At 48.6% G+C, this 24,609-nt stretch carries 18 protein-coding genes; 5 read left to right on the top strand and 13 right to left on the bottom strand.

Annotation, left to right across the window (positions count from 1 at the left end):
• Positions 1-57: 57 nt before the first annotated feature.
• Together G8759_RS16595 and G8759_RS16590 are read left to right on the top strand one after the other, a co-directional pair.
• Positions 58-1,281, top strand: coding sequence for a BaiN/RdsA family NAD(P)/FAD-dependent oxidoreductase (locus G8759_RS16595; RefSeq protein ID WP_167219033.1), 1,224 nt, complete (start codon positions 58-60; stop codon positions 1,279-1,281).
• A 104-nt stretch (positions 1,282-1,385) separates the two neighbouring features.
• Positions 1,386-1,820: a hypothetical protein gene (locus tag G8759_RS16590; protein WP_232074278.1), complete on the top strand. Its 435-nt coding sequence runs from the start codon at positions 1,386-1,388 to the stop codon at positions 1,818-1,820.
• 90 nt (positions 1,821-1,910) lie between these two features.
• Here G8759_RS16590 and G8759_RS16585 read toward each other — a convergent pair whose 3' ends face one another.
• Positions 1,911-3,059 carry an acetamidase/formamidase family protein gene (locus G8759_RS16585; protein ID WP_167209844.1) on the bottom strand — a complete coding sequence of 383 codons (1,149 nt, stop codon included), beginning with the start codon at positions 3,057-3,059 and terminating at the stop codon, positions 1,911-1,913.
• 165 nt (positions 3,060-3,224) lie between these two features.
• Between G8759_RS16585 and G8759_RS16580 the strand changes: the two genes are divergently transcribed.
• A complete protein-coding gene (locus tag G8759_RS16580) occupies positions 3,225-4,694 on the top strand; it encodes an MFS transporter (protein ID WP_232074277.1) in 1,470 nt (489 codons plus the stop codon).
• Positions 4,695-4,737: 43 nt separating this feature from the next.
• Here the strand turns inward: G8759_RS16580 and G8759_RS16575 are convergent, their stop codons facing one another.
• Positions 4,738-5,148 (bottom strand): Dabb family protein, encoded by a 411-nt coding sequence (locus tag G8759_RS16575; RefSeq protein WP_167209841.1) that lies wholly within the window; start codon positions 5,146-5,148, stop codon positions 4,738-4,740.
• Positions 5,149-5,428: 280 nt separating this feature from the next.
• On the opposite strand from G8759_RS16575, the gene G8759_RS16570 reads away from it, so the two are divergent.
• Positions 5,429-6,259 (top strand): GntR family transcriptional regulator, encoded by an 831-nt coding sequence (locus G8759_RS16570; RefSeq protein WP_232074276.1) that lies wholly within the window; start codon positions 5,429-5,431, stop codon positions 6,257-6,259.
• Here the strand turns inward: G8759_RS16570 and G8759_RS16565 are convergent.
• The 8 genes from G8759_RS16565 to G8759_RS16530 all read right to left on the bottom strand — a co-directional run bounded on the left by G8759_RS16565 (position 6,249) and on the right by G8759_RS16530 (position 20,983).
• A complete protein-coding gene (locus tag G8759_RS16565) occupies positions 6,249-6,956 on the bottom strand; it encodes an SGNH/GDSL hydrolase family protein (protein ID WP_167209839.1) in 708 nt (235 codons plus the stop codon). The genes G8759_RS16570 and G8759_RS16565 overlap by 11 nt on opposite strands.
• Positions 6,957-6,990: 34 nt before the next feature.
• Positions 6,991-7,944: an alpha/beta hydrolase gene (locus tag G8759_RS16560; RefSeq protein ID WP_167209837.1), complete on the bottom strand. Its 954-nt coding sequence runs from the start codon at positions 7,942-7,944 to the stop codon at positions 6,991-6,993.
• A 7-nt stretch (positions 7,945-7,951) separates the two neighbouring features.
• Complete coding sequence (locus G8759_RS16555; RefSeq protein ID WP_167209835.1) at positions 7,952-10,705, bottom strand: glycosyl hydrolase; 2,754 nt, start codon at positions 10,703-10,705, stop codon at positions 7,952-7,954.
• A gap of 29 nt (positions 10,706-10,734) precedes the next feature.
• On the bottom strand, positions 10,735-13,284 hold the full coding sequence (locus G8759_RS16550; RefSeq protein WP_167209833.1) for a hypothetical protein: 2,550 nt from the start codon (positions 13,282-13,284) through the stop codon (positions 10,735-10,737).
• A gap of 120 nt (positions 13,285-13,404) precedes the next feature.
• Positions 13,405-14,841 carry a RagB/SusD family nutrient uptake outer membrane protein gene (locus tag G8759_RS16545; protein ID WP_167209831.1) on the bottom strand — a complete coding sequence of 479 codons (1,437 nt, stop codon included), beginning with the start codon at positions 14,839-14,841 and terminating at the stop codon, positions 13,405-13,407.
• A gap of 32 nt (positions 14,842-14,873) precedes the next feature.
• Complete coding sequence (locus tag G8759_RS16540; RefSeq protein WP_167209829.1) at positions 14,874-18,089, bottom strand: SusC/RagA family TonB-linked outer membrane protein; 3,216 nt, start codon at positions 18,087-18,089, stop codon at positions 14,874-14,876.
• A 36-nt stretch (positions 18,090-18,125) separates the two neighbouring features.
• Positions 18,126-19,622 (bottom strand): L-fucose/L-arabinose isomerase family protein, encoded by a 1,497-nt coding sequence (locus G8759_RS16535; protein WP_167209827.1) that lies wholly within the window; start codon positions 19,620-19,622, stop codon positions 18,126-18,128.
• A gap of 98 nt (positions 19,623-19,720) precedes the next feature.
• A complete protein-coding gene (locus G8759_RS16530) occupies positions 19,721-20,983 on the bottom strand; it encodes an MFS transporter (RefSeq protein ID WP_167209825.1) in 1,263 nt (420 codons plus the stop codon).
• Positions 20,984-21,499: 516 nt separating this feature from the next.
• Here G8759_RS16530 and G8759_RS16525 point away from each other — a divergent pair.
• Positions 21,500-21,655, top strand: coding sequence for a hypothetical protein (locus tag G8759_RS16525; protein ID WP_167209822.1), 156 nt, complete (start codon positions 21,500-21,502; stop codon positions 21,653-21,655).
• A 67-nt stretch (positions 21,656-21,722) separates the two neighbouring features.
• Here the strand turns inward: G8759_RS16525 and G8759_RS16520 are convergent, their stop codons facing one another.
• From G8759_RS16520 to hemL, 3 genes are all read right to left on the bottom strand, one after another.
• Complete coding sequence (locus G8759_RS16520; RefSeq protein ID WP_162385056.1) at positions 21,723-22,064, bottom strand: hypothetical protein; 342 nt, start codon at positions 22,062-22,064, stop codon at positions 21,723-21,725.
• Between the two features lie 113 nt (positions 22,065-22,177).
• Positions 22,178-23,185, bottom strand: a complete 1,008-nt coding sequence (locus G8759_RS16515; RefSeq protein WP_167209820.1) for a glycosyltransferase — start codon at positions 23,183-23,185, stop codon at positions 22,178-22,180.
• A 73-nt stretch (positions 23,186-23,258) separates the two neighbouring features.
• On the bottom strand, positions 23,259-24,548 hold the full coding sequence (gene hemL, locus G8759_RS16510; protein ID WP_167209818.1) for a glutamate-1-semialdehyde 2,1-aminomutase: 1,290 nt from the start codon (positions 24,546-24,548) through the stop codon (positions 23,259-23,261).
• Positions 24,549-24,609 lie beyond the last annotated feature (61 nt).

The following is a 24,609-nucleotide window of genomic DNA, read 5'->3' as shown; positions in this document are numbered from 1 at the left end:
TGGGTTAGTGGTTTCGTTTTGCCGGCGAACCACAAATTGCAAACTGCTGTTACAAAAATTATGTCGTTAGCCATTACCGTTATTGGCGGAGGTGCAGCCGGTTTCTTTGGGGCCATTACCGCCCTCGAAACGTTTCCGGGAGCCACCGTCACCATTCTGGAAAAGACCCGCACTGTTTTGAATAAAGTCCGCATTTCGGGTGGCGGACGTTGCAATGTTACGCATGCCTGCTTTGACAATCGGCAATTAGTGAAACACTATCCTCGTGGCGAAAAGGCCTTGCGATCACTGCTCAATCAATTCGATGCCGCCGACACCGTACGCTGGTTCGAGCGGAATGGTGTTCGCCTAAAAACCGAGGCTGACGGGCGTATGTTTCCTGAAACAAACACCTCCGAAACAATCATCGACTGCCTGCTCCATGTGGCGCAAAACCTGGGCATTCGGATTCGTACAAGTTGTGGGGTAAGCTCTTTACGGAAACACGAATCAGGCTGGCAAATCCAGTTACTCACCGGCGAAACCTTCTACGCCGACCGTGTACTTGTGGCAACAGGCGGCTATCCACAACGAACGGCTTATGACTGGTTCCCCCAACAAACTGAAGACTTAATAACACCTGTACCATCGCTGTTTACATTCAATGTACCAACTAGTTACCTTTTGCCATTGGCAGGCATAGCCGTACACGATGCGGGGGTTTATGTGATTGGCACGAAGCAGCAACAACGTGGCCCTCTATTATTGACTCACTGGGGATTCAGTGGCCCGGCCGTACTTCGGCTTTCAGCCTGGGCAGCCCGCGATTTGGCAGCAGTCGACTACCGGTTCACCCTGCGAATAAACTGGGTTCCAACGCTCACAGAAAACGATTTGCGGACTGCCTTACAGAATTTCAGACAGCAGAACGGCCGAAAACAGGTTAGCTCACAAAATCCGTTTGGATTACCATCACGGCTGTGGCTGGCTCTAGCCACCGAATCTGGAATCCAGGAAAGCCAGCGATGGGCCGACCTCCCCGCCAAATTATTTAACCGCCTGACCGAACGGCTAACCAATAGTCAGTTTCAGGTAGTTGGTAAAAGTACCTTTAAAGAGGAGTTCGTCACCTGTGGGGGCGTTCCACTCGGAAGTCTGAATCCACAAACGCTTGAAAGTAAGGCTCAATCAGGGCTGTTTTTCGCGGGCGAGGTCCTCGATGTAGATGGCATTACGGGCGGGTTCAATTTCCAGAATGCCTGGACAACCGGCTATATTGTGGGAAAACATATTGGTTTATAGGTATCCTTCGTTCAAAACTCCTTGGTTTGGTTTTATTCTTACCCGAATGATACCGTTGCCTGCAATTCTCAAACTGTTCATGCTGTCAGGTAGTTATAGCCGGTATGATAACAAGATCCACTCAACGGCTTCACTTTTTGCAAAGCACTGCCAAACAGTTTTGCCAAATCGTACCGAAATTTCTGCTTATAGGGCTTCTGGTTGGGTTTACTTCCTGTAGCACGACTAAAACCGCTGGTACCAGCCAGCGAATTCGGTTACAGGTGGGCGAAATCAAGGAAGTTTCGCTGGCCAACCGTGGCGACAGTTCTCTGCAGTTAATTGGTACGTCCGATAATCAGGAAGTAGTCGAAGTATCGCGGCCCGAGCTGGCTCCTGCCGTTGATACCCTCCAACGAAATCAGTCAAAGCCCACTATTTTTCAACTGAAAGGCGTCACCGTCGGCACCGCAAATGTTGTATTTTCTGAAAAGCAAGCCAGCGACACGGGTAATGGACAGGTGAAGAAAACATACGTGGTTCAGGTTGTGAGTAAATAAATTGAGGGTTGTAGAGGTGTACCACGGTTATTGGTAGCAAGATTAGAAACAGTGGCACACCTCTACAACCCTGAGCGAAAGTCAATTAAACTACTGCCAGTAGGCGAATTTCTTATTCGTAAAAATCGATTTGGGAATCATGGCATGGACGCCCAGCGTTTGATCGACCACCTGACTTACTTCGAAATCAACGGCGGTGCTGGCAATCGATAACGCTTCGTTGAACGTAAAGCCAAGTTCATCCCGAATAAATGCACAGGCTTCTGAAAGCGCATTTTTCATGGCTTTATTCAAATCTTTATCCAGCCCGACGGCAATGAAATGCGTTGGCGTTTCGGCGCGGGGCAGTTTCAGGGTTTTTCCTTTGTGAACAATAAATTTAACCGTTAGCGTGATTGCCGTCTCAATGGCAACGCCACTCACTTCGCCATTCCCCTGCGCTCCGTGGCCATCGCCCGTGGTAAACAAACCACCCGGAACTGATACAGGCAAATGTAATGTCGTTCCTTTAGTCAGGTGCTTGATATCCAGATTGCCGCCAAAAAATCCGGGCGGAATTGAGCTAACGCGGCCCGTTTCCGACGGTGGCGACAAGGCCATAACACCCATAAACGGCTTCAGTGGGATTTCAACGCCCTCTTTTAACAACGCAACTTTTCGTTTGGCATCATAGCGGTAAACGAACGTCTCACGGGTTTTAACCTCATCTGGAATGCCACCTCCGCCCGGCCAGACACTGTTAACGCCAAAACCAGCCGGAAAGGTCAGGTCAAGAATTCGAATTTCAAGGCTGTCGCCGGGCTGGGTTCCTTCGATATAGACCGGACCAGTCAGCATATGCCCCCGAATACCAGATGGTTCGGGTTTCACATTTTTCATGATCGCAATGACTTCCTGCGCGTGTGCATCGACAGGCAACTGATTTTTGGCATAAAATTCTTCCGGATTGGTGCGGCTAACACCCGACGGATTCACGGTCTGAATTTCAACCACATCCCCATCTTTCACTTTATAAACAGGCGGCACATCGGCCCCAAAATAGCCGTAAACCATATTTTCCGGCACCGATCGAACCACGTGATCGGGCTTGAGTAACATAGACTCAAGAGGTGGCATAGCTGGTTCCGCGTCATGACCAGCTATCAGGTTGGATACGTCTGTGGTGATGCCACCCAACGACAGGGCCGCCAAGCCGTTTCGGGTTGTTTTGTGTAGAAATTTACGTCTGGATGTTTTCATCGGGTTGTATTGTTGATTGAAGTCTATGATTAAGAGCCCCTCAAGATAAACGATCAACGGCGAAGTAGTAGCTTCGCCCTCGATTTATGGTCAATTTTAGTTGAGTCTGACCCAAACAACCAGTCTATTCCACCAGTTAAACCCTAAAAGGAACTTCGATTGCCCGTGACCTCTCCCTCTTCTGCCGTCGACTCATCGGCTCCAACCAAATGGATCATTCTGGGCACAGTTATGTTCGGAACGTTCATGTCGACGCTCGACAGTAGCATTGTTAATATTGCACTACCAACAATTCGCCGTGAATTAGCCGCTGGCGACAGCGTTGAATGGGTTGTTCTTTGTTACCTGCTAACCACAACCAGTACGTTGCTTATCATGGGCAAATTGTCGGACTGGGTTGGTCGACGACAGCTATACATCACCGGTTTCAGTGTTTTTGTATTAGGCTCGTTGTTCTGCGGACTTGCCTGGAGCCTCTGGTCGCTGGTTGCTTTTCGGGTGCTACAGGGGATAGGTGCCTCTATGATTTACGCTATTGGGCCAGCCATTATCAGCGATGCTTTCGCCCCGCGCGAGCGTGGTCAGGCTCTGGGGTTAATGGGCTCGGTTGTGGCTGCGGGTTCCAGTGCCGGACCCGTAATTGGCGGGTTATTACTTGGCAAATTTGGCTGGTCGAGTATTTTTTTCGTGAATGTTCCGATTGGTTTACTAGCCATCTGGCGTGCCTGGACAATACTCCCAAAAAGCCCAAAAGTTACCGGACAACGGTTTGATCTGGTTGGCGCTGGCCTTTTTCTAGTGGGTGTTACGACGCTACTGACCGGGCTGGATTTTGGCCCTGAGCCACACTATGGCTGGAATGATCCACTTGTCATCGCATTACTGTCAATCGGGGCAGTTCTGATCCTGTTTTTTCTGCTCTGGGAAATGCGGGTTAGCGAACCCATGTTACGGCTCGGTCTATTCCGAATCAAACCCTTTACGGCCGCCATACTGGCCGCCTTTTGTGGGTTTGTAGCATCTGGAGCCAACCTGTTTGTTATACCCTTCTTTTTGCAGCAATTGCTTGGACTAAATCCCGAACGGGCAGGGCTGGTACTGCTGGCCGGGCCTTTAACACTCAGCATTATTGCCCCGCTGGGTGGCTATTTATCGAGTAGAGTCAGCACCCGCTGGTTATCGAGTACGGGCTTGCTGATTACAGCCTGTGGCTATTTCGCCTTTTCGTTTCTGGACACGAGCTGGGACTGGACAGACGTGGTTTGGCGAAGTTCACTGGTTAGTTTAGGCTTTGGTCTGTTCCAATCGCCAAACAGCAGTAGCGCCCTCAATGCCGCACCGCTGACACAGCGGGGAATTGCCAGCAGTATGATTGCCTTTATGCGCAATCTAGGGTTTGTAGTCGGTATTGCACTGGCTGCGGCTGTTTGGTATAGCCTCCGGAATCGATACGGCGTAGCCCATTCTGTTTCACCGGAAAGCGCCGTTGCTCAACTCCTTGGGATGCATTACGTCTACCTCACCATGACAGGCCTGGTATTGATGGGTGCACTTATCTCCTTTACACGCGGAACTACGCCACTGCCATCCCCGTCAATCGATTCGGGCAATACGGTGCCGGGGGCAACTGCTTAGGAACCGGACGACCTCGAAACGAGGGATCGTCCGGTATGACTTTCTATCGCTTCGGGCCAATCGAATCGTAGATGACAACTTTTTCCCACAGCGATGAATAATTTTTCCGAAAATCATCGTGAATCGGGTGTTTTTGGTAACTCTCCTCATCGGCAGGGCTATCGAAAAAACAGAGCCAGGAATAGGCGTACTTCCGCTCAATAACATCGCGGGTTGTGCCGGCCGGAGTACCAATATGCACCAGTTTGATGGTAGGACATTTTGCCAGTTTATTCAACCCTTCCAGCAGTTTAGCCTTGTCGGCTGCGCTATCTGGCTTTTTCAGGTAGAAAAGCACATGGTGAACAAACAGTTCTTTGGGGGCCATTTCAGCCATACTCGTTGCGGGAATAGCAGCACTTAAGCCTGCCGCGACACTACTTTTAACGAATGTTCTGCGTGATTGCTCGTTCATAAACGCTTCCGGTTGGTCATCAAAACGGTATTTGTCCGCTTATAGAAGCAAAAATGAGCAACAGATTGTCAGCAAGCAACTGTGAGTGTTTTCTAATTCGTAAAAGTTGCCAATAACCAGTTTATTCCCAGAGTAAACAACAAGAATCTTCCCCGGCTTACCAGAAGCCATAAATGTTACCGGGTTTAATCATAAGAAGGAACATTGTATATTTACAAACTGACCAACGTGCGAATGCCCTCTTCTGTTTGATCAACAGAACAATACTCAACTCAAGCATTTGCAGTTCATTGACCGGTCTATTGAATTGATGGAAAAAAAACGGGCAACTGCTCTACTGGCAACCGATAAAGCGAAATTCATCGCGCTTAGCGAGATCATTATTGAAAAGATAAAAACTGGTGAGTTAAAGCCAGGCGATCAGATTCCGTCTGAAAATGAGCTCATTAAAACCTTTAAAATAAGCAATACAACGGCCCGAAAAACGCTGCTTGCCATCGAATCCAAAGGCTGGGCCCGACGAATAAAGGGCAAGGGAACGTATGTGCTCAATCGGACGGAAGACCATCATTTATTACGCACGCTCGGTTCCATCTATGCCACCCGGCGCGGTTTTCACGACAGCCTGATTGCCGAAGGGTTCACGCCAAAGAATATAGTGCTGGAGAAAACAGTGTTGCAGGATGGGATTTCATCGGAGATAAATGGGCGGCATTTTATCATTGATGGGCCTGTTCTAAAACTGCATCAACTTCGCTATGCCGATGAGTTGCTCATCAAAGATGAAGTCAAATACATTTCGCTGACTCTTTGCCCAAAGATCAATAAAATACCAACGGAGGTCTCTTATTTTAAAGTTTACGAAAACAATTATCACCTGAAAATCAACGAGGTTCAACAAACGTTAGGTGTGAAAATTCTGGAACCCAACACAACTAATTTTGAGTTGAGTAAACCAACACCCGTTTTTGTACTGGATAGTGCCGTTATCTGCACCGGCGACAAAGTTGTTGAAATCGAACAATCGTATTACCATGGCGATAAATACAAATTTGCCGTTATCGCAAGCCCTGAATACGATTATCGCCCTGCCAATCCGGTCACTTCGTAAACCACTTCATCAATTCTGTCGCAATAATTTCGTGCCCTTCCCGGTTCGGGTGATTGACGTGCGACATGTAGTTGATCAGGTCGCCACGAGCAGCAATTCGCTTAAATTGCGCATACGGATCGGCCAGGCCTGTGTGGTATTTTTCAGCTAGTTGTTTAATCTGTTGAACGTGCGGCTCCAGCGGGTTTGCCCGATCCAAAATGTTTAGTCGCCGGTCGGGAGAAGGTGTTAACAGGACGACTTTTATGTTTCGGGCGAGCGCAGTCTCAATCATTTGCACCCAGGCTTCTTTTACCTTACCGATCTCGGCAAATCGGTCATTCAGGGCGTAATCAATAAACAAAACATCGGGCTTATGAACAAGTACGTCCTGTTCAAATCGGGTTTGCCCTTTTATGGAATTCTCGCCACCAATGGCGGTAACAATCACATTGATAACGGCATACGGATATTGATCCTTCAGCTTTTTAAGCAACAGATTCGGATAGGATTCCAGCGTATGAACTTCGTGATCGTGCCAGAAACCTGCCGGTACCGAATGCCCATGGAACACCAGATTGATTGTCCGGTTCTTGGGCCAAACCGCGTTCAGTTCCTTTTTGACATCCGCTAAATACGTGGTCGAGTCGGCCTGTTGAGCCATCAAATGAACCGATAAACCTAGCAGAGAGATCAGTAGAAAAAGTTTTCTTAACATTGTCGTGACAAGTTTTAGAGCCGTAGCGGCTGTATCATTTCCGTTCAGTCAACAGGTATTTCTCAAACCAGTCGGCCAGTACGCCTAAATCCGACTCCCAGGTCTCATCCCAACCATGAGCACCACCCTGATGAATAATCAATTGAGCCGGAACGCCTGTTTTTTTTAGCTGGGCAACAAACCGTTCTGACTGCTCTAGAGGAATGATGGGGTCTATAGTCCCGTGCAGAATTAGGGTCGGTGGATCATCGTTAGAAATCTGATGATAAGGTGACAGTTTCTGCATTATAACCAATTTTTCGTCCCTCGATTTTCCTTCTACACCAAACTGTGGCCAGTATCGTCGCACCGTGTCGCATTCGACAAACAAGCGTCCTGGGTTTCCAAAATTAACCAAATCGGCGGGTGGGAAGAAACACGCAACGGCTTGCACTCGGCTGGAAACTCCATCGACCGGATCGACGGCCGCTGAAGCATCCTTCTGCATGGAATCAGGCAGCGAAGGCCGCCCTACGCCAGTACCGATAGACAGAGAAATATGGCCGCCAGAACTCATGCCTGACATACCCAGCCGATTTGGGTTAACGCCATATTCGGCAGCATGAAACCGAATAAAACGTACTGCCCGTTGTACATCCTGAATGACTTCGTTTACCTGAAATTTCGGGGCCGATCCGTGAATGACCAGAAATACCGTTTGACCCCGATCCGTAAAATAATGGAAGTGCTTACGGCGCTTTTCAATCATGCTGATGTCGGAATGCCAGCCTCCACTTAGTACGAAGATGACACCAATTCCATTCGGTTTGGCGGGTTTCAGAATATCCATTGTAAGCGCAGTACCGAACTTATGGCCATATATGACGTCCTGAATTCGGGTGGGTTCTTGGGTAATTATCTTACCCGACTGCCCCCATGAAACCTCTGAAGCAATCGTATTGATGAACCCAAACAAGGTCAACAGAAGGTACCAAACCTGCTTTTTCATTCCCTTTTTAACGAATGGTTTTTACGGTATGAATCATAACCGGCCCTAACAGACCTGACTTGATCAGGGGTAATTTATCCCAGGGAACCAGATTCTTGTTAGCTTTGGTGATGTTCGTTTTGGTGTATTTTTCACCATTTATAGCATCGCCCGTTAACCGGTTCGACCAGGTATTGGCGACATCGATACGCAGTGAGTTTGGACCAGCCTTAATTGCATCGGTAATATCGACGCGGTAGGGCGGTGTCCAGACGATGCCCAGGGGCTTATTGTTCAACCATACCTCTCCTACTTTCGTCAGGTCACCTAAGTCGAGATAGACCCGCTGCCTGGTCGTGGCCGCAACGGACTTATAATCAAATGTTTTCTGATAAGTAGCGATGCCTGAAAAGTAGCGAATGCCTTTTTGATCCGATTCCGTCCAGGAAATTAATTCGGGAAACGTAGCCGATTCGGGTGCGCCCCAGCCTTTGGGGAAGGTTAGTTTCCAGGGGCCATCCAGTACCATAGCAGGTTTCGCTGCGTTCAGATTGTCAAAATCAGCATTGGCAACATTAGGGCCAGAAGCTGCCGATGGTTTACTAAATACGATAAAATAGGCTCCAAAAGGTGGAAGGGAAACCGGCACGTTGATTCGGTCATTTTCCTGCTTATAATCAGCAACAGGCACAACCGATCCAGAAATAGGGTCCCAGATTTCGGGCATTTTCGCTTGTTGCCTGAACTGACAATCCGTTGATACCCATCGATTGGTGGTGTTGCGAATCAGGTAAAAATCCAGTTCATCGCGTCGATAGTGAATATAATCCAGTGGCGTATAGCGTTGATCGGCTTTCTGGCCAGCATAGCTAAAATCAGGTGGAATATGGAGTGCCGCTAAGGCTGGCATCGCCGATTTTCGTTCGACTAGTGTGGCTCCCTGTTCGCTCAGTTTTTTGAGTTTTGCCCGCGCTTCCGCAGGTATGCGCCCCTCATTTCCAATGCTCAGGACCTTGTAACGCCCAACACCCGGCAACACCCAGCTGCCTTTTTCGACGGTCAGATCCCGCAACAAAACTTCGGTATTGATCACCTCATAATCATAACCTGCCCCGACCGAAAACCGTGTATTCTTGGGTGGAATCAAATTCGGCACATTATCGCCGTAATAATGAAGCACATCAGCCACAAAATCAGCCTGTTGAAGAATGAATGAGATACGGCCCAGGTAATCATTGAATGGCTTTACTTTCGGCCACCAGGTGTTTCGATCATTGTAATGTGTGCCGGCAAAATAAGCAATTCCAGGATGACCCATCTCTTTTGGGTTGTGTGGAAATCCGTGAATGACCAGACGGTTCATGCCTTCGCAGAAAGCCCGGTCGGCCAGCGGTTTCAGATCCGATGGTCCCTCCTGCCAATCCCAGTAACTGGTAAATGATTCTTCTTCGACAATGCCGCGCTTGTAGATGTGCGACGCGGCCGCAATTTCTTTCACCAGATAAAGCATATCGACCAGGCTATCCTTGTCGTTTTCCATGAAAAAAGTCCGGTTGTACCAGTACTCTCCGCGGGGCACGTCCAGCGCCCCCAGTGCCTTCAGCGTTTCGACCGGAATGTGGTGCAAATGGCCCGGCCCGCCCGATTCTGAAATGATTTGCAAACCGTAGCTGTTGCAAATTTCCTTCGCTTTCCGGTAATGGTTTTTGATCATCAACTCCGACAGGGTTTTGTCGAAATCGAACTGGAAGTTTTTAGCAACTTCCTGCTGGTATTGCTCAGGATTATAAATAGCGGGCAAAAACTTGTAAAGGTCGTAGCCGTGCAGTTTTTTGAACGCTGCCGGTAAGGTTGGAGTCCACGTAAATTCTTTGGCCTCGTAGCTCGCCAGGTACAGATTTTTGAGCGCACTCTTCCGAAAATCGCCGATGAGTGGTTTTAATCGGTCGATGAAATACATGACGTGCATTCGCGTAGCCGTCGAATCAAAATGGTCGATGATCGGGCCAACGGAATTGGGAGTTGGCCGGATCAATTGTTCCCCCGAATTGGAACAGATATACCGATAAACATCCCACTCACCTGCTGGCGCTTTCCAGCTTAGTTCTTCTTTCTTAGGATCGAAAAAGGCCGAGATATTGATAATTTTTGTTGTGTCGAGTTGCGCGTGCTGCCCTGCCGGAAGGGCAATAACGGCGACTTCTTCGTGATAGGCGGGTTTGCCATCTGGTCCGTACGCAATTGGCCTTGGTTTACCCTGCTTGTCGGGCGGAATGGCTGGAAACGGTAACCGAACGGCCGACTGGCTCGAACTGCTGACCGTCGTTTTGGAGAAGTAAAGCGTTTTGGCTGCGTGCTGGGGCTTCACCCAGGTTCCACCCGCATTCCAGCTGCTGGCCAAATTCAGGCCTACCTCCAGTCCCAATTTACCCGCTTCCCGAATGGCCATGTGAATCGTTTTTACGGAAGCATCGCTCATAAAAGCCGGTCCTGCCGGGATGATCTGATTCGGATCGCTGGCGGGTGGTAATCCGATTTCAAAAATATCGACTCCACCTAATCCGGCCTTTTTGATGGATGTCAATTCTTCCTTCAATCGAAGCGTATCGACATAGCCATTCAACCACCACCAGTACACTTTTGGTCGGGAATGAATGGGTGGATTTTTGAATCCTTCCCGTAAACTTGTGTAGGTGACTATATCGACTTGAGGCCTTATGCTATGAAACGAAACCATAGCCACAAGTAGCCCAAATCCCAGCAGGTAGGAACTACGTTTCATAAGAAAGGAGGTTGGGTATTAAAAGTTTATCACCAGAACGCGACCAAATCGCCTGTTACATTTTCTACTACGTAATGCTTGCCGTACTTTTTGTCACCGGGCTTGAAAGCCGTCTGTCCTTTTTTCCACGGATAGCTCGTGTTTGTGTAAACATGCAGGCCCTCATCCGTAATGCCTTCATCCGGGTAAATACGGACGGTTGCATTTTTCAGACCCATCAGGCGAATACAGCGTTTCATATGCTTCACTCCCGATGTCATTTCCTGACACGACACGATTCCGTCAGCCTGATCAACAAACAGACGGCTTTCCCGATGCCAGGCTTTCGGCATGGAATAAACCGAATAGCCATTCGCCAGCTCCGTTTCGTAGCCCGTCAGAATGGGCGCTCCCTGCGGCAGCTTGAACCGATGGGTGATGGTTGTGTTTGGGCAGTACCCCGAAAAGAAAAAGCCATTACTACCTCTGGAAATGGTCAATACGGGGTTTTTAACCGATGGGTTTCGCTTATCGATCCGGTAATCCAGTCCAAATTGATTCAGCACGTATCGCATCAAAAGCGGACCGGTAAACAATTGCTCCGGGTCGTCGGGGGTCAGCAGTTTTCCACCCGTAAACTTGCTCGAATTGGTGCCACGCACGTAAGCCACCTTGCCACCCTTCCATTCCGGCTTTTCGCGTACCCAAACCACGTCGCGTTCGTTCGCAGCCTGCGTCATTTTTGCCAGTATTTTGGTGCCAGCATCACCCTTATTCTTTACCTGCGTAGCAACACCCCCACCCGAAAAAAGTGCATTGTGGACAATCTTGCTCGGATATTTTTTCGTCAGTTCGTCGATCGTTATAGTCGAATTTACCTGAAACTCGCCGTTGAGGGCAGTGGTATTCTGAAGGTTTAGGAGACTCAGAAAAGCAGGTCCGGCATGGTCGGCAGGGCCATAAATGAGTAATTTGCCGCCATTCTGCACAAAATCAATCAACGTTTTTTCGAGCGAAGAACCGGCTTCCGGCACAATGGAAACCAGAATCGACTCACTGAAATAAGCCGGTTTTGTCGCTAACACTTTCTGAAGCGAACCGGTCGATGTAATTGTGTTTAACGGAAAACCATTGTTAATGGCCTGCCGGATAAGCCAGTCGCCGTAATAAATTTCCGGTAGTCGGTCGGGCTGTTTGTAGGCCCAGCTATGGTATTCATCGAACGGATAAACCCAAACCAGTGGGCCCGGCGCGGTCGGCGAATCGTATCGCGCTTTCAAAATATGGGGCGTCACTTCATCGGGCACCTGAGCGGGCATCTCCCCATACGAATTATCGGCCGTCAGGAAATTCAGGTGCGTAGGCAGACGGATCTCGCCTTTCGCATTGATGCGCGCCACGGACATGGGCAGGTAAATATCGTGCGGCTCCTGGCCGTAACGATCCAGCCACGGGCTATTGACCCACCAGGGATCGTGCGTATAGTAGCGAAACAAATAGCGCTCGTCGGGCAACTCGGCCATTCGCGACATGTAGCCCACCATTTCCAGCCCAAAATCACCATCCAGGGCCGCCCAGGGCGAATTAGGTGGAGGAAGCATGTTGTAATGGCCGCCGTAAATCTGCTTTAGATCAACGCCATCGCGGGCTAAATCGGCCCCCGTCGATAAGTTGGTGCCTCGGGTTTGAATCTGAAACTCAGGACACTCTTTGCGAAACAGGTTCCAGAATCCCGCAATCAATTCTTTCGTATTCGCCAGTTTTTCCGGCGCAAACGCCTTCCCATTGAAGATAGCACCCGTCGATGACCAGCCTTCGACACCGAACCCAAAGCCATTGCTGAGCCAGATGAAGTCGTACCCCAGATCGGTCAGGAAATGTTGGCTCTGCCGGCCCAGAAACGTACCAAAAGGCGTATTGGCCGGAATTCCCTTTGGAAAGCCAGCATAGGCATCGGCATCGGCGTTCAGGGTCGAATAACAACTGACCATGGTCTTGTGCCCCATGGCGTTGCCACCCAGAATTTCAGGGTGTTTTTTGTACTTAAATTCTGACTTGGCAAACTCCGGCCCCGGATCAAATGTAGCGCCAATTCGAACAGGTTTGCCGGTAATTCGCTGACCCGTTTCTTTCAGCGTTTGAATTATGAACTTCAAATCCCCGTACGTAAACGCAGGCGGGTTTTCCATGTACACATAGGCCCGTTCGTGAAGCGACAATTCTTTCGGTCCCGAACCGACTTCGTGCTCGGTGTTGGGGTTACCGATATAGCGCGCCCATTCGAGCGGCTGATCCAGTTTGCCTTTGTAATCCAGAATCTCCGATCCATCCGATGTCCAGAGCATCACCGAAACCGTGTCGGTATGGCGCAACAAGGCCGACCATTGCGTAAAAAGCTCGGCAGCAACCTGCTGAATATAAGCCTTGTCGTTCTTCTTAAATGGTTTGAGCGACGCTTCCAGCGTGATGTTGTTGAATGACTTTCCGCGTAGCGTCGAGTTGTCCAGATTTGGCGTATCGGTTATGGACATTTCCGAATACGTAAAACCAAAAATGGCTACGGTGAGCAGGCAGAGTAAGAGTAAGGCTTGGGAACGCATGAGTTAAAGGTATGGGTTGAATTCTGTCATGCTGATGAAGGTCGCATCTTTATGTTAAGTTGCACCCTTCATCAGCATGACAAAAAAATAGACAAATGGAATTCCACCAATGTTGTGCGATCAATAGCCCGGATTCTGCTTCAGTTTGGGATTCAGGTCGATTTCGGCTTGCGGAATAGGAAATAAAACTTCAAAATCCTGAACCGAAAAGTTAAGTTTCTGACTGACATAATGGGCATTCAGGACTGTCTGCGCCCGCCCGGTCCGGACCAGATCGAACCACCGATGACCTTCATACAGGAATTCTACCCGCCGTTCGCGTTCAAGCGCCAGTCGTAAATCAGCCTGCGAAAGACCAGCCAGAACGGGTAGCTTGACACGCTGCCGAACCTGATTGATGTACGGGAGCGCATCCGTTGTTTTGCCCTGTTCATTCAGCACTTCAGCATACATCAGCAATACATCGGCATAGCGAAGTATCGTGAATGAAACACTCCCATCGCCCGGATCAACGGCTTTGAAATCCACAAATTTCAATCCATAACGACTGTATGATTTCTTGCCCCCGATCAACAGAACCGAATCGTTGACCGATATGGCCTTACGGGCGTCGCTGTTTTCATAGGCTTTGATCAAGTCCAGCGTTGGCACGATACGGCCCGACCCCTGTGCATTTCCCGGAAAGATAGCCATACTCGTAATGGCGGGTGTGAACAACGACGAATAGTTATTGCCCAGTGTTTGGCCCGACAGGTAATCAACTTCCAGAAGCGTTTCCGGCAGATTGACATTACCGTTGGTCGACAGTGACTTATAATCGGCAACCAGCGAATACTGCTTTGAATCGATCACTTCTTTCAGTTTGGTAGCTGCCAGATCGTAACTCAGTTGAGTCAGGTATACTTTGCCCAGCAGGGCTTTCACCGTCATTTGCGAAGCCCTGGTTTTGTCGGCATTCAGCGTGGCGGGCAAAAGCGTTTCGGCACTGGTCAAATCGGCCAGTATCAATTTGTAAACCTCTTCTTTGGGCTTCAGCGTTAAATCGGCGGCTGCTACCTGTGCCGGGCTGCTGAACGTTTGCGTCGTGATAGGCACATTGCCAAACAAACGAACCAGATAAAAATAGCTGAACGCCCGCAGAAACTGCGCTTCGCCTTTAATCCGATTCTTGGCAGTCTGATCGAAATTGACTGCATCGATCCGGTTCAGTAGGTTGGTCGACTGCGAAATTGTATACAGGCATGTATTCCAGATCGATCGAACAAAAGCATTGGTTGCCGTAACCCCATTCTGGTCCAGTTGCATCTCATCGGCGGATGGCGATGACCACTGAATTTCAGTGTTATCGGTCGACAATTCGCCAATATACTGAATCGCACTGCCTCTGTATAGCTCTCGTGAGGTACTGTAAACCCCAACCAGCGCCGTCTCAAAATCATTCTGATTCTGGTAGAAACTCTGATCACTAATCTGGTATGCTGGCTTCAGGTTCAGAAAATCCTGGCAAGATGATAAAGTGGCCGTCAGAAACAATATGGCCAGTATTCGCTTTTTCATGGCAGTAAAAGGAGTATTAATCAATGGAGTGATTAAAAAGTTACGCGCAGGCCAACGGTATATGTCCGTGGGTTCGGATACGAGAAAAAGTCGACGCCACTCTTGGCCAGGTTATCGCCCCCGGTGCTGCCTTCCGGATCATAACCCGGATAGTTCGTGAAGGTGTACAGGTTCGTCACATCGGCATAGACGGATAGGGCCTGGAGTTTCAATTTACTAATGACCGTGGATGGGAACGTGTAGGAAAGATTAACATCCCGAATGCGGGTGAACGAACCGTCGAACAGGTATTTGGTCGTTCCGGCGCTAAAGCCAAAGGCATAATCGTTCCGAATTGCCCGGCTGTACAAGCCAGCACCCGGATTTTCCGGTGACTTCCAGCGATCTGCCATCGACGCTAGCTGATTCTGAACCCCGGCTCCATTCAAAGACACCTCGCCACCCTGGAAATAAATCTGATTGCCATAAGTACCGTTCAGGCTAATGCTCAACGCGAAATTCTTGAAACTGAAGCGATTACCGAGACCCCAGGTAAATTTGGGCCAGGGATTACCGACAATCGTCCTATCCGACGTATTGATCGTACCGTTGCCATCCGCATCCTGGTATTTGTAATCGCCCGGCTGCACTCTGGGATTCTGGGTTGGGTTTTTGCTGATTTCCTCCGGTGTCTGGAAAACGCCCAGAATGTTGAGGAGACGGAAACTGGAAATCGGGTAGCCAACCTGCGCAACCTGATAATCGGAGGTGACGATCCGGGCCGCTTCGGAGTTGAGTGCCAGCACTTTATTGCGGTTCCAGCTGATGTTGAAATCGGTATTCCACTGAAATGGACCTTTGCCGATGTTCTGCGAATTAACCGTTAATTCGATCCCCTTATTTTCGACCTCGCCAATGTTCTGAACTGACGTGCTAAAGCCGGAAGCGGATGGTAAGGTTACGTTCAGCAGCAGGTTCTTCTTGTACGCCTGATAGGCATCGACCGTAAACGACAATCTGTTCTGAAACAGCGACAAATCCAGACCGACGTTCGATTGTACAGATTGCTCCCAGGTCAGTTCGTCATTCGCTAAACTGTTCGGCACTACGCCCGATACAATCTGCCCGTTCGATACGGTGCGTGCGACGCCCAGCAATCCCTGAGTGGCATAATTTGGGATCAGGTTATTACCCGAAACCCCAAAACTGGCCCTGAGTTTCAGATCACTGATAAAGCTGGCCGATTTCATAAATGGCTCATCTGACAAACGGTAAGCCGCTGAAATCGACGGGAACGTGCCCCAGCGATTTTTTGCGCCGAACCGTGAGCTGCCATCCTGTCGAATGGTAGCGGTCAGTAAGTACTTTCCGGCATAGGTGTAATTGACCCGGGCCAGCCACGACATGATCGCCCATTCGCTGATGTAATTCGTTCCCGTCGAGACGGTACCGGCGGCCAGATAAGGGACATAATCCGTCGAGAAACCGGTGGCTCCAGCCTGCAAAATTTCATCCGAATTTTTCTGGATGGTATAGCCTACCAAGGCATCGATGTCGTGTTTTCCTCCAAACTTATGCCGATAATTCAGGGTATTTTCGTTCAGCCAGTTCAGGCTTTTCACTTCGGTTGAACCCGCCGTAGCCGCTCCCGTCCGACTGGTTGCCAGCCCCACCTTCGACGATTTCCATAAACGTGTCACATTGTTGGAATAATTCACGCCAACCGATGTTTTCAGTATGAGTCCCGGTGCCAGTTCGAATTGCAGGTAATTATTGGTGAACACATTGGTGTTGTTACGTTTATCCGAAAATTCAGCGGCAATTACCACCGGATTTTCGACCGGAATACCCGTTGGGCTAGAAAACTCAGAATAGGGCGTTCCATCGGCATTATATACCGGAATGGTCGGATCGCTCGCCAGTGCAGCCGAAATCAATCCCCGGAATTGCAGGTGACCTTCAGCGCGCGCAAAATCGCCATACGAGTGTGCGCCGGAAAATGAAGCACCAATTTTCAGGCGTTGAGTAAGTTGGGCATCGATGTTGGTACGCAGGGTAAATTTGCTGAAGTCAGAGCCGATGATGATTCCTTTCTGGTTGAAATAGCCGCCTGACACGTAATAACTGACATCCTTACTGGTTCCACTGGCTGAGAGCTGGTAATTCTGAACCATCCCTTTTCGGAAAATGACGTCCTGCCAGTCCGTTCCATAGCCTTCGTCGGCAAACTGACCCGGATTCCGAAATTCAGGTTTGACCTGGGTTGCGGTGCTGCGCACATTGTTCGGATCAGATGCTTTCCCGCCTGCAAACACCCAGGCGTTGTCGCGTCCTTCGGCGACGAATTCAGCATATTGGCGGGGTGTTAACAGCTTCATCTTTCTGGCCAATTCCTGAACTCCGGTCGAATGTTCGAAGCTGATGGTAGGTTTGCCTAATTTGCCCCGTTTGGTGGTAATGATAATCACCCCGTTGGAACCACGTGAGCCATAAATAGCCGTTGCCGATGCATCCTTTAACACCTGAATCGACTCAATATCAGCAGGATTAATGATGCTGAGGGGGTTGATGCGGTTCGTTGAACTACTATTGGCAATGCCACTGGCCGTATAGGAGTTCGAACTGAACGTACTCAAATCGGAACCTCCTCCCCCCGTGCCAATGGCATATCCGTCCACCACATACAGGGGTGAATTCCCACCCGTAATGGAGCTGATCCCCCGAACAATCACGTTGACATTTCCCCCCGGCGCACCCGAAGTTTGCGTGATTTGCACACCGGCCACTTTTCCCTGCATCATCTGATCGACGCTTGTGGCTGAGGGTACCGGCACCAGGTCTTTACTGGTAAGGTTGACGATAGAGCCCGTAAGATCTTTTTTGCGCTGTGTTCCGTAGCCAACCACAACCACATCCTGCAATTGCTGCTGATCGGTTTTCAGTGCGACATTAATGGTTGAACGCGGTTGTCCATTGCCATTCGTAACGGCAATTTCCTGAGGAGCATAACCAATAAAGCTGATAACCAGCGTTGCATTGGCCGAAACATTGAGTTTAAAACTGCCATTCGTATCGGTCGTCGTTCCGTTTGTGGTCCCTTTTTCCGTGATGGTTGCGCCAACCAATGCTTCACCGTCTTCGTCGGCCGTGATTTTACCGCTTACCAACCCTTTGGTTGATTGAGCAGATACAACCTGTACGACGGCTAAAACACTCAACATGCTCCCAATCACCAGGAGCCGTAGCCGATGGAATAAAAAATGGTTCATAAGTTAGAGATTAAGGATTTAAGTAGTCAGGCAATCTTATCCGTCAATGATGACGGATTCGACTTTCAGGTAATCGGCAATCTTTTGAATCGTTTCGGCATGGTGGCCGACACCCAGGGCAAAATGGTGCGTTGGGCCTTCTTTGATCCATCGTTTGAGGAACGTGCGGACATCCGGTTTGAAAAAACCCCGCGTGTTGGTATTACCGGTCGGTGGTATTGGACCCGCGATGGATTCGCCTTCAGCAATGATGAATTTCATTTTGCCCTCATAGGTTGAGTTGATGCTCAGCATCGTAATGGGTCCTTCTTTGATCTTGAATTCGACACCGGCGCCGAAACCTGGCTTACCGTGGTATTTTTTCAGGCTCCGCAACACAGGCTGGCCTTCGGCAATGGCAATATTGTGGGGGCCATCATGACCAACCAATACAAAATCTTCCTTGAAATCGACGGGATGAAATTCGGCGAAGCTGCCCCCAATGCCCAGCCGCTCCATGATAAGCATCGCTATACAGGTTTTCAAATCCGATTCGCCACACATGGGAAAGCCAGCACCCTGGAGTAGTGAATTGCCGACGATCAGATTCGACATAACGACCCGTGTATCGCTACCTTCCGGCCCATCGTAGTAATAGGCTAACCCATCGAGCTTTTTAGCTTTAATGAATTTTTCCAATGCTACAGCCGCCTGCGCAGCTATGTGTAGATCAGAATCCCTTAGCTTTTCGGAAATTGGGTCAGAGACAGGATCAGGCGTATCAAAAAAAGCCAGAATTCGCTCTTTCACCGCATCTATTTCTGCGTCGGTGGCCTGATGGTACTGCGTAACAATTTCATGAGCCTCGCACTGAACAATGTGTGCGCCAAAATGAGCCGTCAGCATAGTTGAATCAGAGTGCATATCGAGCATGGCTTCAATTGGATGACCGATATGCCCGATTTTGGCCGTTTTCAAATCATGTAGAACTGCCGCGATTCGGCAATATTCCTCGAGTTCACGATCAACGGCGGGGTCGTCATACAAAGTCCCAATTATCATCTGCGGCACTTTTTTACCCATCCGAACGGCTACCCCGGCAAACTCAGGCAAGGCACAGATATCATCGTTATACAATTGCAGATACGTAGAAGCATGGCTGTAATCCATCGCTTTATCGGGCTGAAGGGCAACCAGTACAATCGGTGTTTCGATGCTTTTGATGATTACGCCAAACGTGCTCGACGTGGCATAGGTAAGCATATCACAGAAAATCAGATCCAGATTTGCCGCATTGAGTTTTGGAACAAGCTCATAGGCTTTCGTTACGTCGTCGACCAGTCCAAAATCGATGATTTCGACCGAGTTCATTGATTCTATTTTCTCAATAAAAACAGCCTGTTTTTTCAACAGATCGTCTAATAATCCGTCAAACTGGCTCCAATACTTAAAATAACCTACCCCAAACACACCAATTCGGGGACGTGTCTTTTTTCGTTTTACGATACCGGCTTCATGAACTGGCGCAACACTGTTCAGTATGTGATTCTCCATAACACTCAGTTTGTGTCTTTATTAAATTCAGTTAGTGCACTAAGTTAAAAATAAACAAGTTCCCCTCTAACGTTTGCCATTTGTTGAAAAAAATGTGTTTATCGAACAGATGCGGGAATATCCTCTAGTAATCCCTCCTGTTTATCACCCAAATAGAGGCTTTTGATACTGGGTATCAGCACAATCAATAAAATGAAAGCCAATGGATAAAGTAATCCCGATGCGATCCAAAGTGGACGATAGGAATATTTCTGAATTATGGCTCCCATGAGCGGATTAAGCAGCAAACCCGAAACAGCACCCGCCGTGCCTGACAACCCTACAACCGTTGAGGTAGCTTTCTGACCAAACATATCCGAGATGGACGTGATGTAATTCGTAATCCAGAAACCGTGCGCAAACATAAACACCGACATCAGGGCAACCGCCACTTCAACCGATGACACCCACTCAATAGCCGGTGCTGCGAGGGTAAGCAAGGCAGCAATACCCATGACGGTTTTTCGGGCTTTATTCACCGAAAAATTACGGGCGATGAGCTGCCCCGAAAACCAGCCACCCAGTACATTGGCAATGCCCAATGCCAGAAAGGGTATCCAGAACAATTTCCCAATCTCTTCAAAAGACACATTCCGCACCGAACTAAGATATTTCGGAATCCAGAACATCATAAAATAAAAGACGGGATCGAGCAGGAAACGAATAAGGATGAAAACCCAGGTTGGCCTTTTTTTCAACAACGTCAGAAACGGTACTTTATCCATTTGCGCCGGTACGCTTTCTGTGCCGGAAGCCATATTTTCTTTCTTCCAGGGGATTAATAACCAGGCTATTACCCAGGCTATTCCTATCAGGCCAGGAATAAGAAACCCACCCCGCCAGCCATAATGCTCCGATAACCAGATGGTTAGTGGAGGTGCAACCACCGCGCCTATGGCTGATCCACCAATAGCAATTCCATTGGCCAATGCGCGCTCTTTTTTATCAAACCACCGATAAACTGTCCAGGCCGCTCCCGGGAAACAACCTCCTTCGCCCACACCCAGAAAAAACCGAAAGGCTACCAGTTGAGAAAAACTGTTTATGACGGCATGCAGGCTGTTGGCAATTGACCAAATTCCTACTGAAAGCGCTAATCCCGTTTTGCCACCCACCCGGTCAATGAGCCAACCACCCAGCGTAAACATGATTGCATAGCTAATCAGGAAGCTGGTGTTGATCATGCCGTATTGAACATCTGTAATCTGAAACTCCTGTTGAATCTTGATGATAGCAATCGACAGTACCTGTCGATCCAGAAAACTTAGACCGGTTGCAATAAAAAGGAGGCAGACAATCAGCCAGCGGATGTTTTTTCGCATAATACTTAACGCACTAAGTTAATGCTCACAAAGATATAAGTTCAGAAATGTGAAAATCAATAGTTATGGTATTTTTTTTCAATCAAATAGAAATAATTCCTTGATCGTAGACAATATACAGCCAAGTTAAACGCACCAGCAATGGCTATTCCCATAGCAAAAGTGATTCGTTACCGATTATTAATAATCGTTATTAATAATCTGACAGTGAAAGGAGTGTCAACAACCCTAAAATGCTGAACAGTAGTCAAGCCCCCCTGATAGTAGAACCAGATTAAGTTGATTGTAAAATTGGTGGTATGCCAATTGCGCTGCGACTGGCGTTCCTGAAGAAAATCCAATCAGAATTCGGCTCTGCTCATTTGTCAACCATACAACTTTGGCAATTTGATAAGCCCCCGGAGTCTCTAAAGTGGGATAATGGCCAAAAAATCCGATAATCCTGTATATTCTGACTAAAAAAGCTGTACTTTTGCACTTCAAAATTCGAACCGACAAGTAAACTAAGATATAGTCATGGGAGTAACTGAATTAAAGCGTAAGGGCCGCCGGAACCGCGCTATCGCGAATAACAAGACGAATGCTATCAAACAACTGCTGCGCAAGCCGATCATCAAAAATGTTGACGTTGAAGCGATCAAGGCATCATTCGCTGAGAAGAAAGCAGCATAATCTGGCCAAATAAGGTATACCTGTTTATCAGATTAACTTGTTATCAAGTACATAAAAAAACCTCGCTTTAACTCGGCGAGGTTTTCCGTTTTGGTCGGGATCGCTCCCATTCGCGGTCTCGTTTTTTGAGTTCCCGGCGCACAAACCGGCGATAATCCAGCTGAGCTCGATAACGAACAGCCTGCCCAAACAACAATAGCCCTCCGTTCATCAGAATCAGGCTGTAGGCTCCCCACAAGAACCATTGCTGAAAGGTAGCGCCATTGTGTTTAGCGTCGGCCGCTATCGTGAACACGCACAGGCCAGCGCTAAAGAGCAACAAACCCAGTGGAGCTACAATTAGCCCCTTGGTACGTGTGCTCATTCGTTTAACCAATTTTTGACCGGGTGGTTTTGCAAGCTTGGTCATAGTGGATACAGGAGTCAATACGTTATAAATATAACGTAAAGCAATAACCTTTCGTTAAGCGTAGATTAACATTTGTAGCCTGCAAAGTAATAAGTATTTCGATAAATCGGTCTTTATGATGGGTACTCAATGGTCGCTCCGGTTTCTTTAAAGCCTTTAGGCTCCCAAAATCGTCTCCATCCTTCGCTGATGAACCCTATACCATAACCCGTTAGCTGTACAAATGCCGCTTCTACGCTTAAAAAGCCCACTTTTACGCTTTTCTCTTTCCGCGTGGCATCAATCAAAATAAGGAAAGCAATTAGAAGCAATACACCGACGGCCAGCCCAAACAGAATTGGGCTAATGATCGCCCAAACAGGAATCGAAAAAACAAATAAGGTAAACATCGCCGGAATGGCGTGAACGAGTTTCAGCTCTTTTGGGTAGTATCGCGAGATGTTGATGCGCGCGCGGCCAAAAAAACGCAGCTGTCGAAAAAACTGCCCAAAATTCGTACGGCGTTTGTGATAGATGAAAGCCTCCGGAATTAGTCCGGTCTTAAAGCCACGCTCAATAATTCGGATAGCAAACTCAATGTCCTCGCCCATTCGGCTTAGTTTATAACCACCGATCGTTTCCCAGACTTTTCTCGACAACCCCATGTTGAAACTTCGGGGATGAAAAGTGCCCCCCAGATTCTTCTTACTACCGCGAATGCCACCCGTTGTAAAAGGCGACGTCATGGAATAGCTTATCGCTTTCTGAATGGGGGTAAAATCGGGATGAGCCGCATCCGGACCACCATACGCATCGAGCCAGCCAGACTCAAGACGCTGGTTTACGACCGCAAAATAGTGAGAAGGAATCAGCGCATCCGAGTCAAAAATGACGAAATAATCACCCTTGGCGCGTTCAAAACCGTAATTTCTGGTAAAGCCCTGCCCCGTATTCTCTTTAAAAAAGTAGCGAATGTCGAGTTGATTGGCAAAGGCATTCACAACCCCATCCGCTTTATCTCTGGAGCCATCTTCAACAACGATAACCTCAAAATTTGTATAGGTCTGTTTCGTCAGACTAAACAACAGTTCACGCAGTTCGTCGGGACGATTGAAAACCGGAATAATGATGGAGAACCGCATGGGTAGAATGATGAATGCTGACAGCTAACCGATGATTGATTTTATTCATCGCTCAGCTGTCAGCTGTACACCGTTAATCGTTCAGTGCCTCATGTAAACTCTCTTCGTTTGCCTGAATGATCTGTGCGACCAAATCATCGGTAAGCGCAACGGATAGGAACAGACTTTCAAACTGCGAAGGAGCCAGATATACTCCCCGCTTCAGCATGGCATGGAAATACCGGCCGAACAGTGGTAAATCACACGTTTTTGCCTCCGTAAAATTCGATACAGCATGGTCAGTCATGAACAGGGTAAACATCGACCCAATGTGGTTGATCGTATAATTCAGGCCAGCTTTCTGCAATCCTGACCGAAACCCATCTACCAGTGCCGAACCAATTTCTTCCAGCCGGCTATACACCTCCGGATGATCGTTCAGGTGATGGAGCATGGCCAGTCCTGCCGACATGGCAATGGGGTTTCCTGAAAGCGTTCCTGCCTGGTAAACGGGCCCTACAGGAGACACTATATTCATAATTTCGGCACGGCCACCATAGGCTCCTACGGGCATACCTCCCCCAATGATTTTACCCATCGTTGTCAGATCAGGCGTTATGCCAAAGCGTTCCTGCGCACCGCCTTTAGCCAGCCGGAAGCCGGTCATTACTTCATCAAAAATCAACAATGCTCCGTGTTGATCGCACAGTGAGCGAACGCCTTCCAGAAAACCAGGTTCTGGCAATACGCAGCCCATGTTACCAACAACGGGCTCCAGAATAATAGCGGCAACCTGGTTATGATTATTGTCCAGTAATTTTTCTACAGCCGCCAAATCGTTAAATGGCGCAGTGAGTGTATCAGCCGCAGTGGCTTTCGTTACGCCGGGGCTATCGGGAATGCCCATTGTCATGGCTCCGCTTCCAGCAGCAATCAGGAACGAATCACCATGCCCGTGATAGCAGCCTTCAAATTTGATGATCTTGTCGCGCCCGGTAAAGCCACGCGCAACCCGGATTGCCGCCATGGTGGCTTCCGTACCCGAATTAACCATACGCACTTTCTCGACGGAGGGGACCATGCTGGTAATCAGCTCAGCCATTTCGACCTCTTTGCGCGTAGGTGCGCCAAACGAGAATGAATGCTGAATGGCATCCCGAACGGCTTTTTCCACGGGTTCAAACGCGTGGCCCAGAATCATTGGGCCCCATGAGTTGATCAGCTCGATGTACTGTCGTCCGTCTTCGTCGTAGAGATAAGGCCCTTTAGCCGATTTGATAAAGATGGGCGAGCCTCCGACTGCCCGAAATGCCCGAACGGGTGAGTTGACCCCGCCCGGTATCAGCGTTTTCGCCTTTTCAAATAATTCTTCGCTTGTTGTCATAAGTAAAAGAGTGAATGAGAGAATTGATGAAAGAGCGAAATCAAATTGATGGGAAATGCAC

It is taken from the genome of Spirosoma aureum (genome assembly GCF_011604685.1).
Taxonomy (GTDB): Bacteria; Bacteroidota; Bacteroidia; order Cytophagales; family Spirosomataceae; genus Spirosoma; species Spirosoma aureum.
The sequence above is the reverse complement of the archived record's forward strand: the minus strand, read 5'-3'. Positions and strand labels throughout refer to the sequence as shown.

Excerpts from the sequence above, each read along its gene's own strand:
- G8759_RS16590 (WP_232074278.1), top strand. The coding sequence starts at position 1,386 with ATGATAACAAGATCCACTCAACGGCTTCACTTTTTGCAAAGCACTGCC.
- G8759_RS16585 (WP_167209844.1), bottom strand. The coding sequence starts at position 3,059 with ATGAAAACATCCAGACGTAAATTTCTACACAAAACAACCCGAAACGGC.
- G8759_RS16575 (WP_167209841.1), bottom strand. The coding sequence starts at position 5,148 with ATGAACGAGCAATCACGCAGAACATTCGTTAAAAGTAGTGTCGCGGCA.
- G8759_RS16565 (WP_167209839.1), bottom strand. The coding sequence starts at position 6,956 with ATGTTAAGAAAACTTTTTCTACTGATCTCTCTGCTAGGTTTATCGGTT.
- G8759_RS16560 (WP_167209837.1), bottom strand. The coding sequence starts at position 7,944 with ATGAAAAAGCAGGTTTGGTACCTTCTGTTGACCTTGTTTGGGTTCATC.
- G8759_RS16555 (WP_167209835.1), bottom strand. The coding sequence starts at position 10,705 with ATGAAACGTAGTTCCTACCTGCTGGGATTTGGGCTACTTGTGGCTATG.
- G8759_RS16550 (WP_167209833.1), bottom strand. The coding sequence starts at position 13,284 with ATGCGTTCCCAAGCCTTACTCTTACTCTGCCTGCTCACCGTAGCCATT.
- G8759_RS16545 (WP_167209831.1), bottom strand. The coding sequence starts at position 14,841 with ATGAAAAAGCGAATACTGGCCATATTGTTTCTGACGGCCACTTTATCA.
- G8759_RS16540 (WP_167209829.1), bottom strand. The coding sequence starts at position 18,089 with ATGAACCATTTTTTATTCCATCGGCTACGGCTCCTGGTGATTGGGAGC.
- G8759_RS16535 (WP_167209827.1), bottom strand. The coding sequence starts at position 19,622 with ATGGAGAATCACATACTGAACAGTGTTGCGCCAGTTCATGAAGCCGGT.
- G8759_RS16530 (WP_167209825.1), bottom strand. The coding sequence starts at position 20,983 with ATGCGAAAAAACATCCGCTGGCTGATTGTCTGCCTCCTTTTTATTGCA.
- G8759_RS16525 (WP_167209822.1), top strand. The coding sequence starts at position 21,500 with ATGGGAGTAACTGAATTAAAGCGTAAGGGCCGCCGGAACCGCGCTATC.
- G8759_RS16520 (WP_162385056.1), bottom strand. The coding sequence starts at position 22,064 with ATGACCAAGCTTGCAAAACCACCCGGTCAAAAATTGGTTAAACGAATG.
- G8759_RS16515 (WP_167209820.1), bottom strand. The coding sequence starts at position 23,185 with ATGCGGTTCTCCATCATTATTCCGGTTTTCAATCGTCCCGACGAACTG.
- hemL (WP_167209818.1), bottom strand. The coding sequence starts at position 24,548 with ATGACAACAAGCGAAGAATTATTTGAAAAGGCGAAAACGCTGATACCG.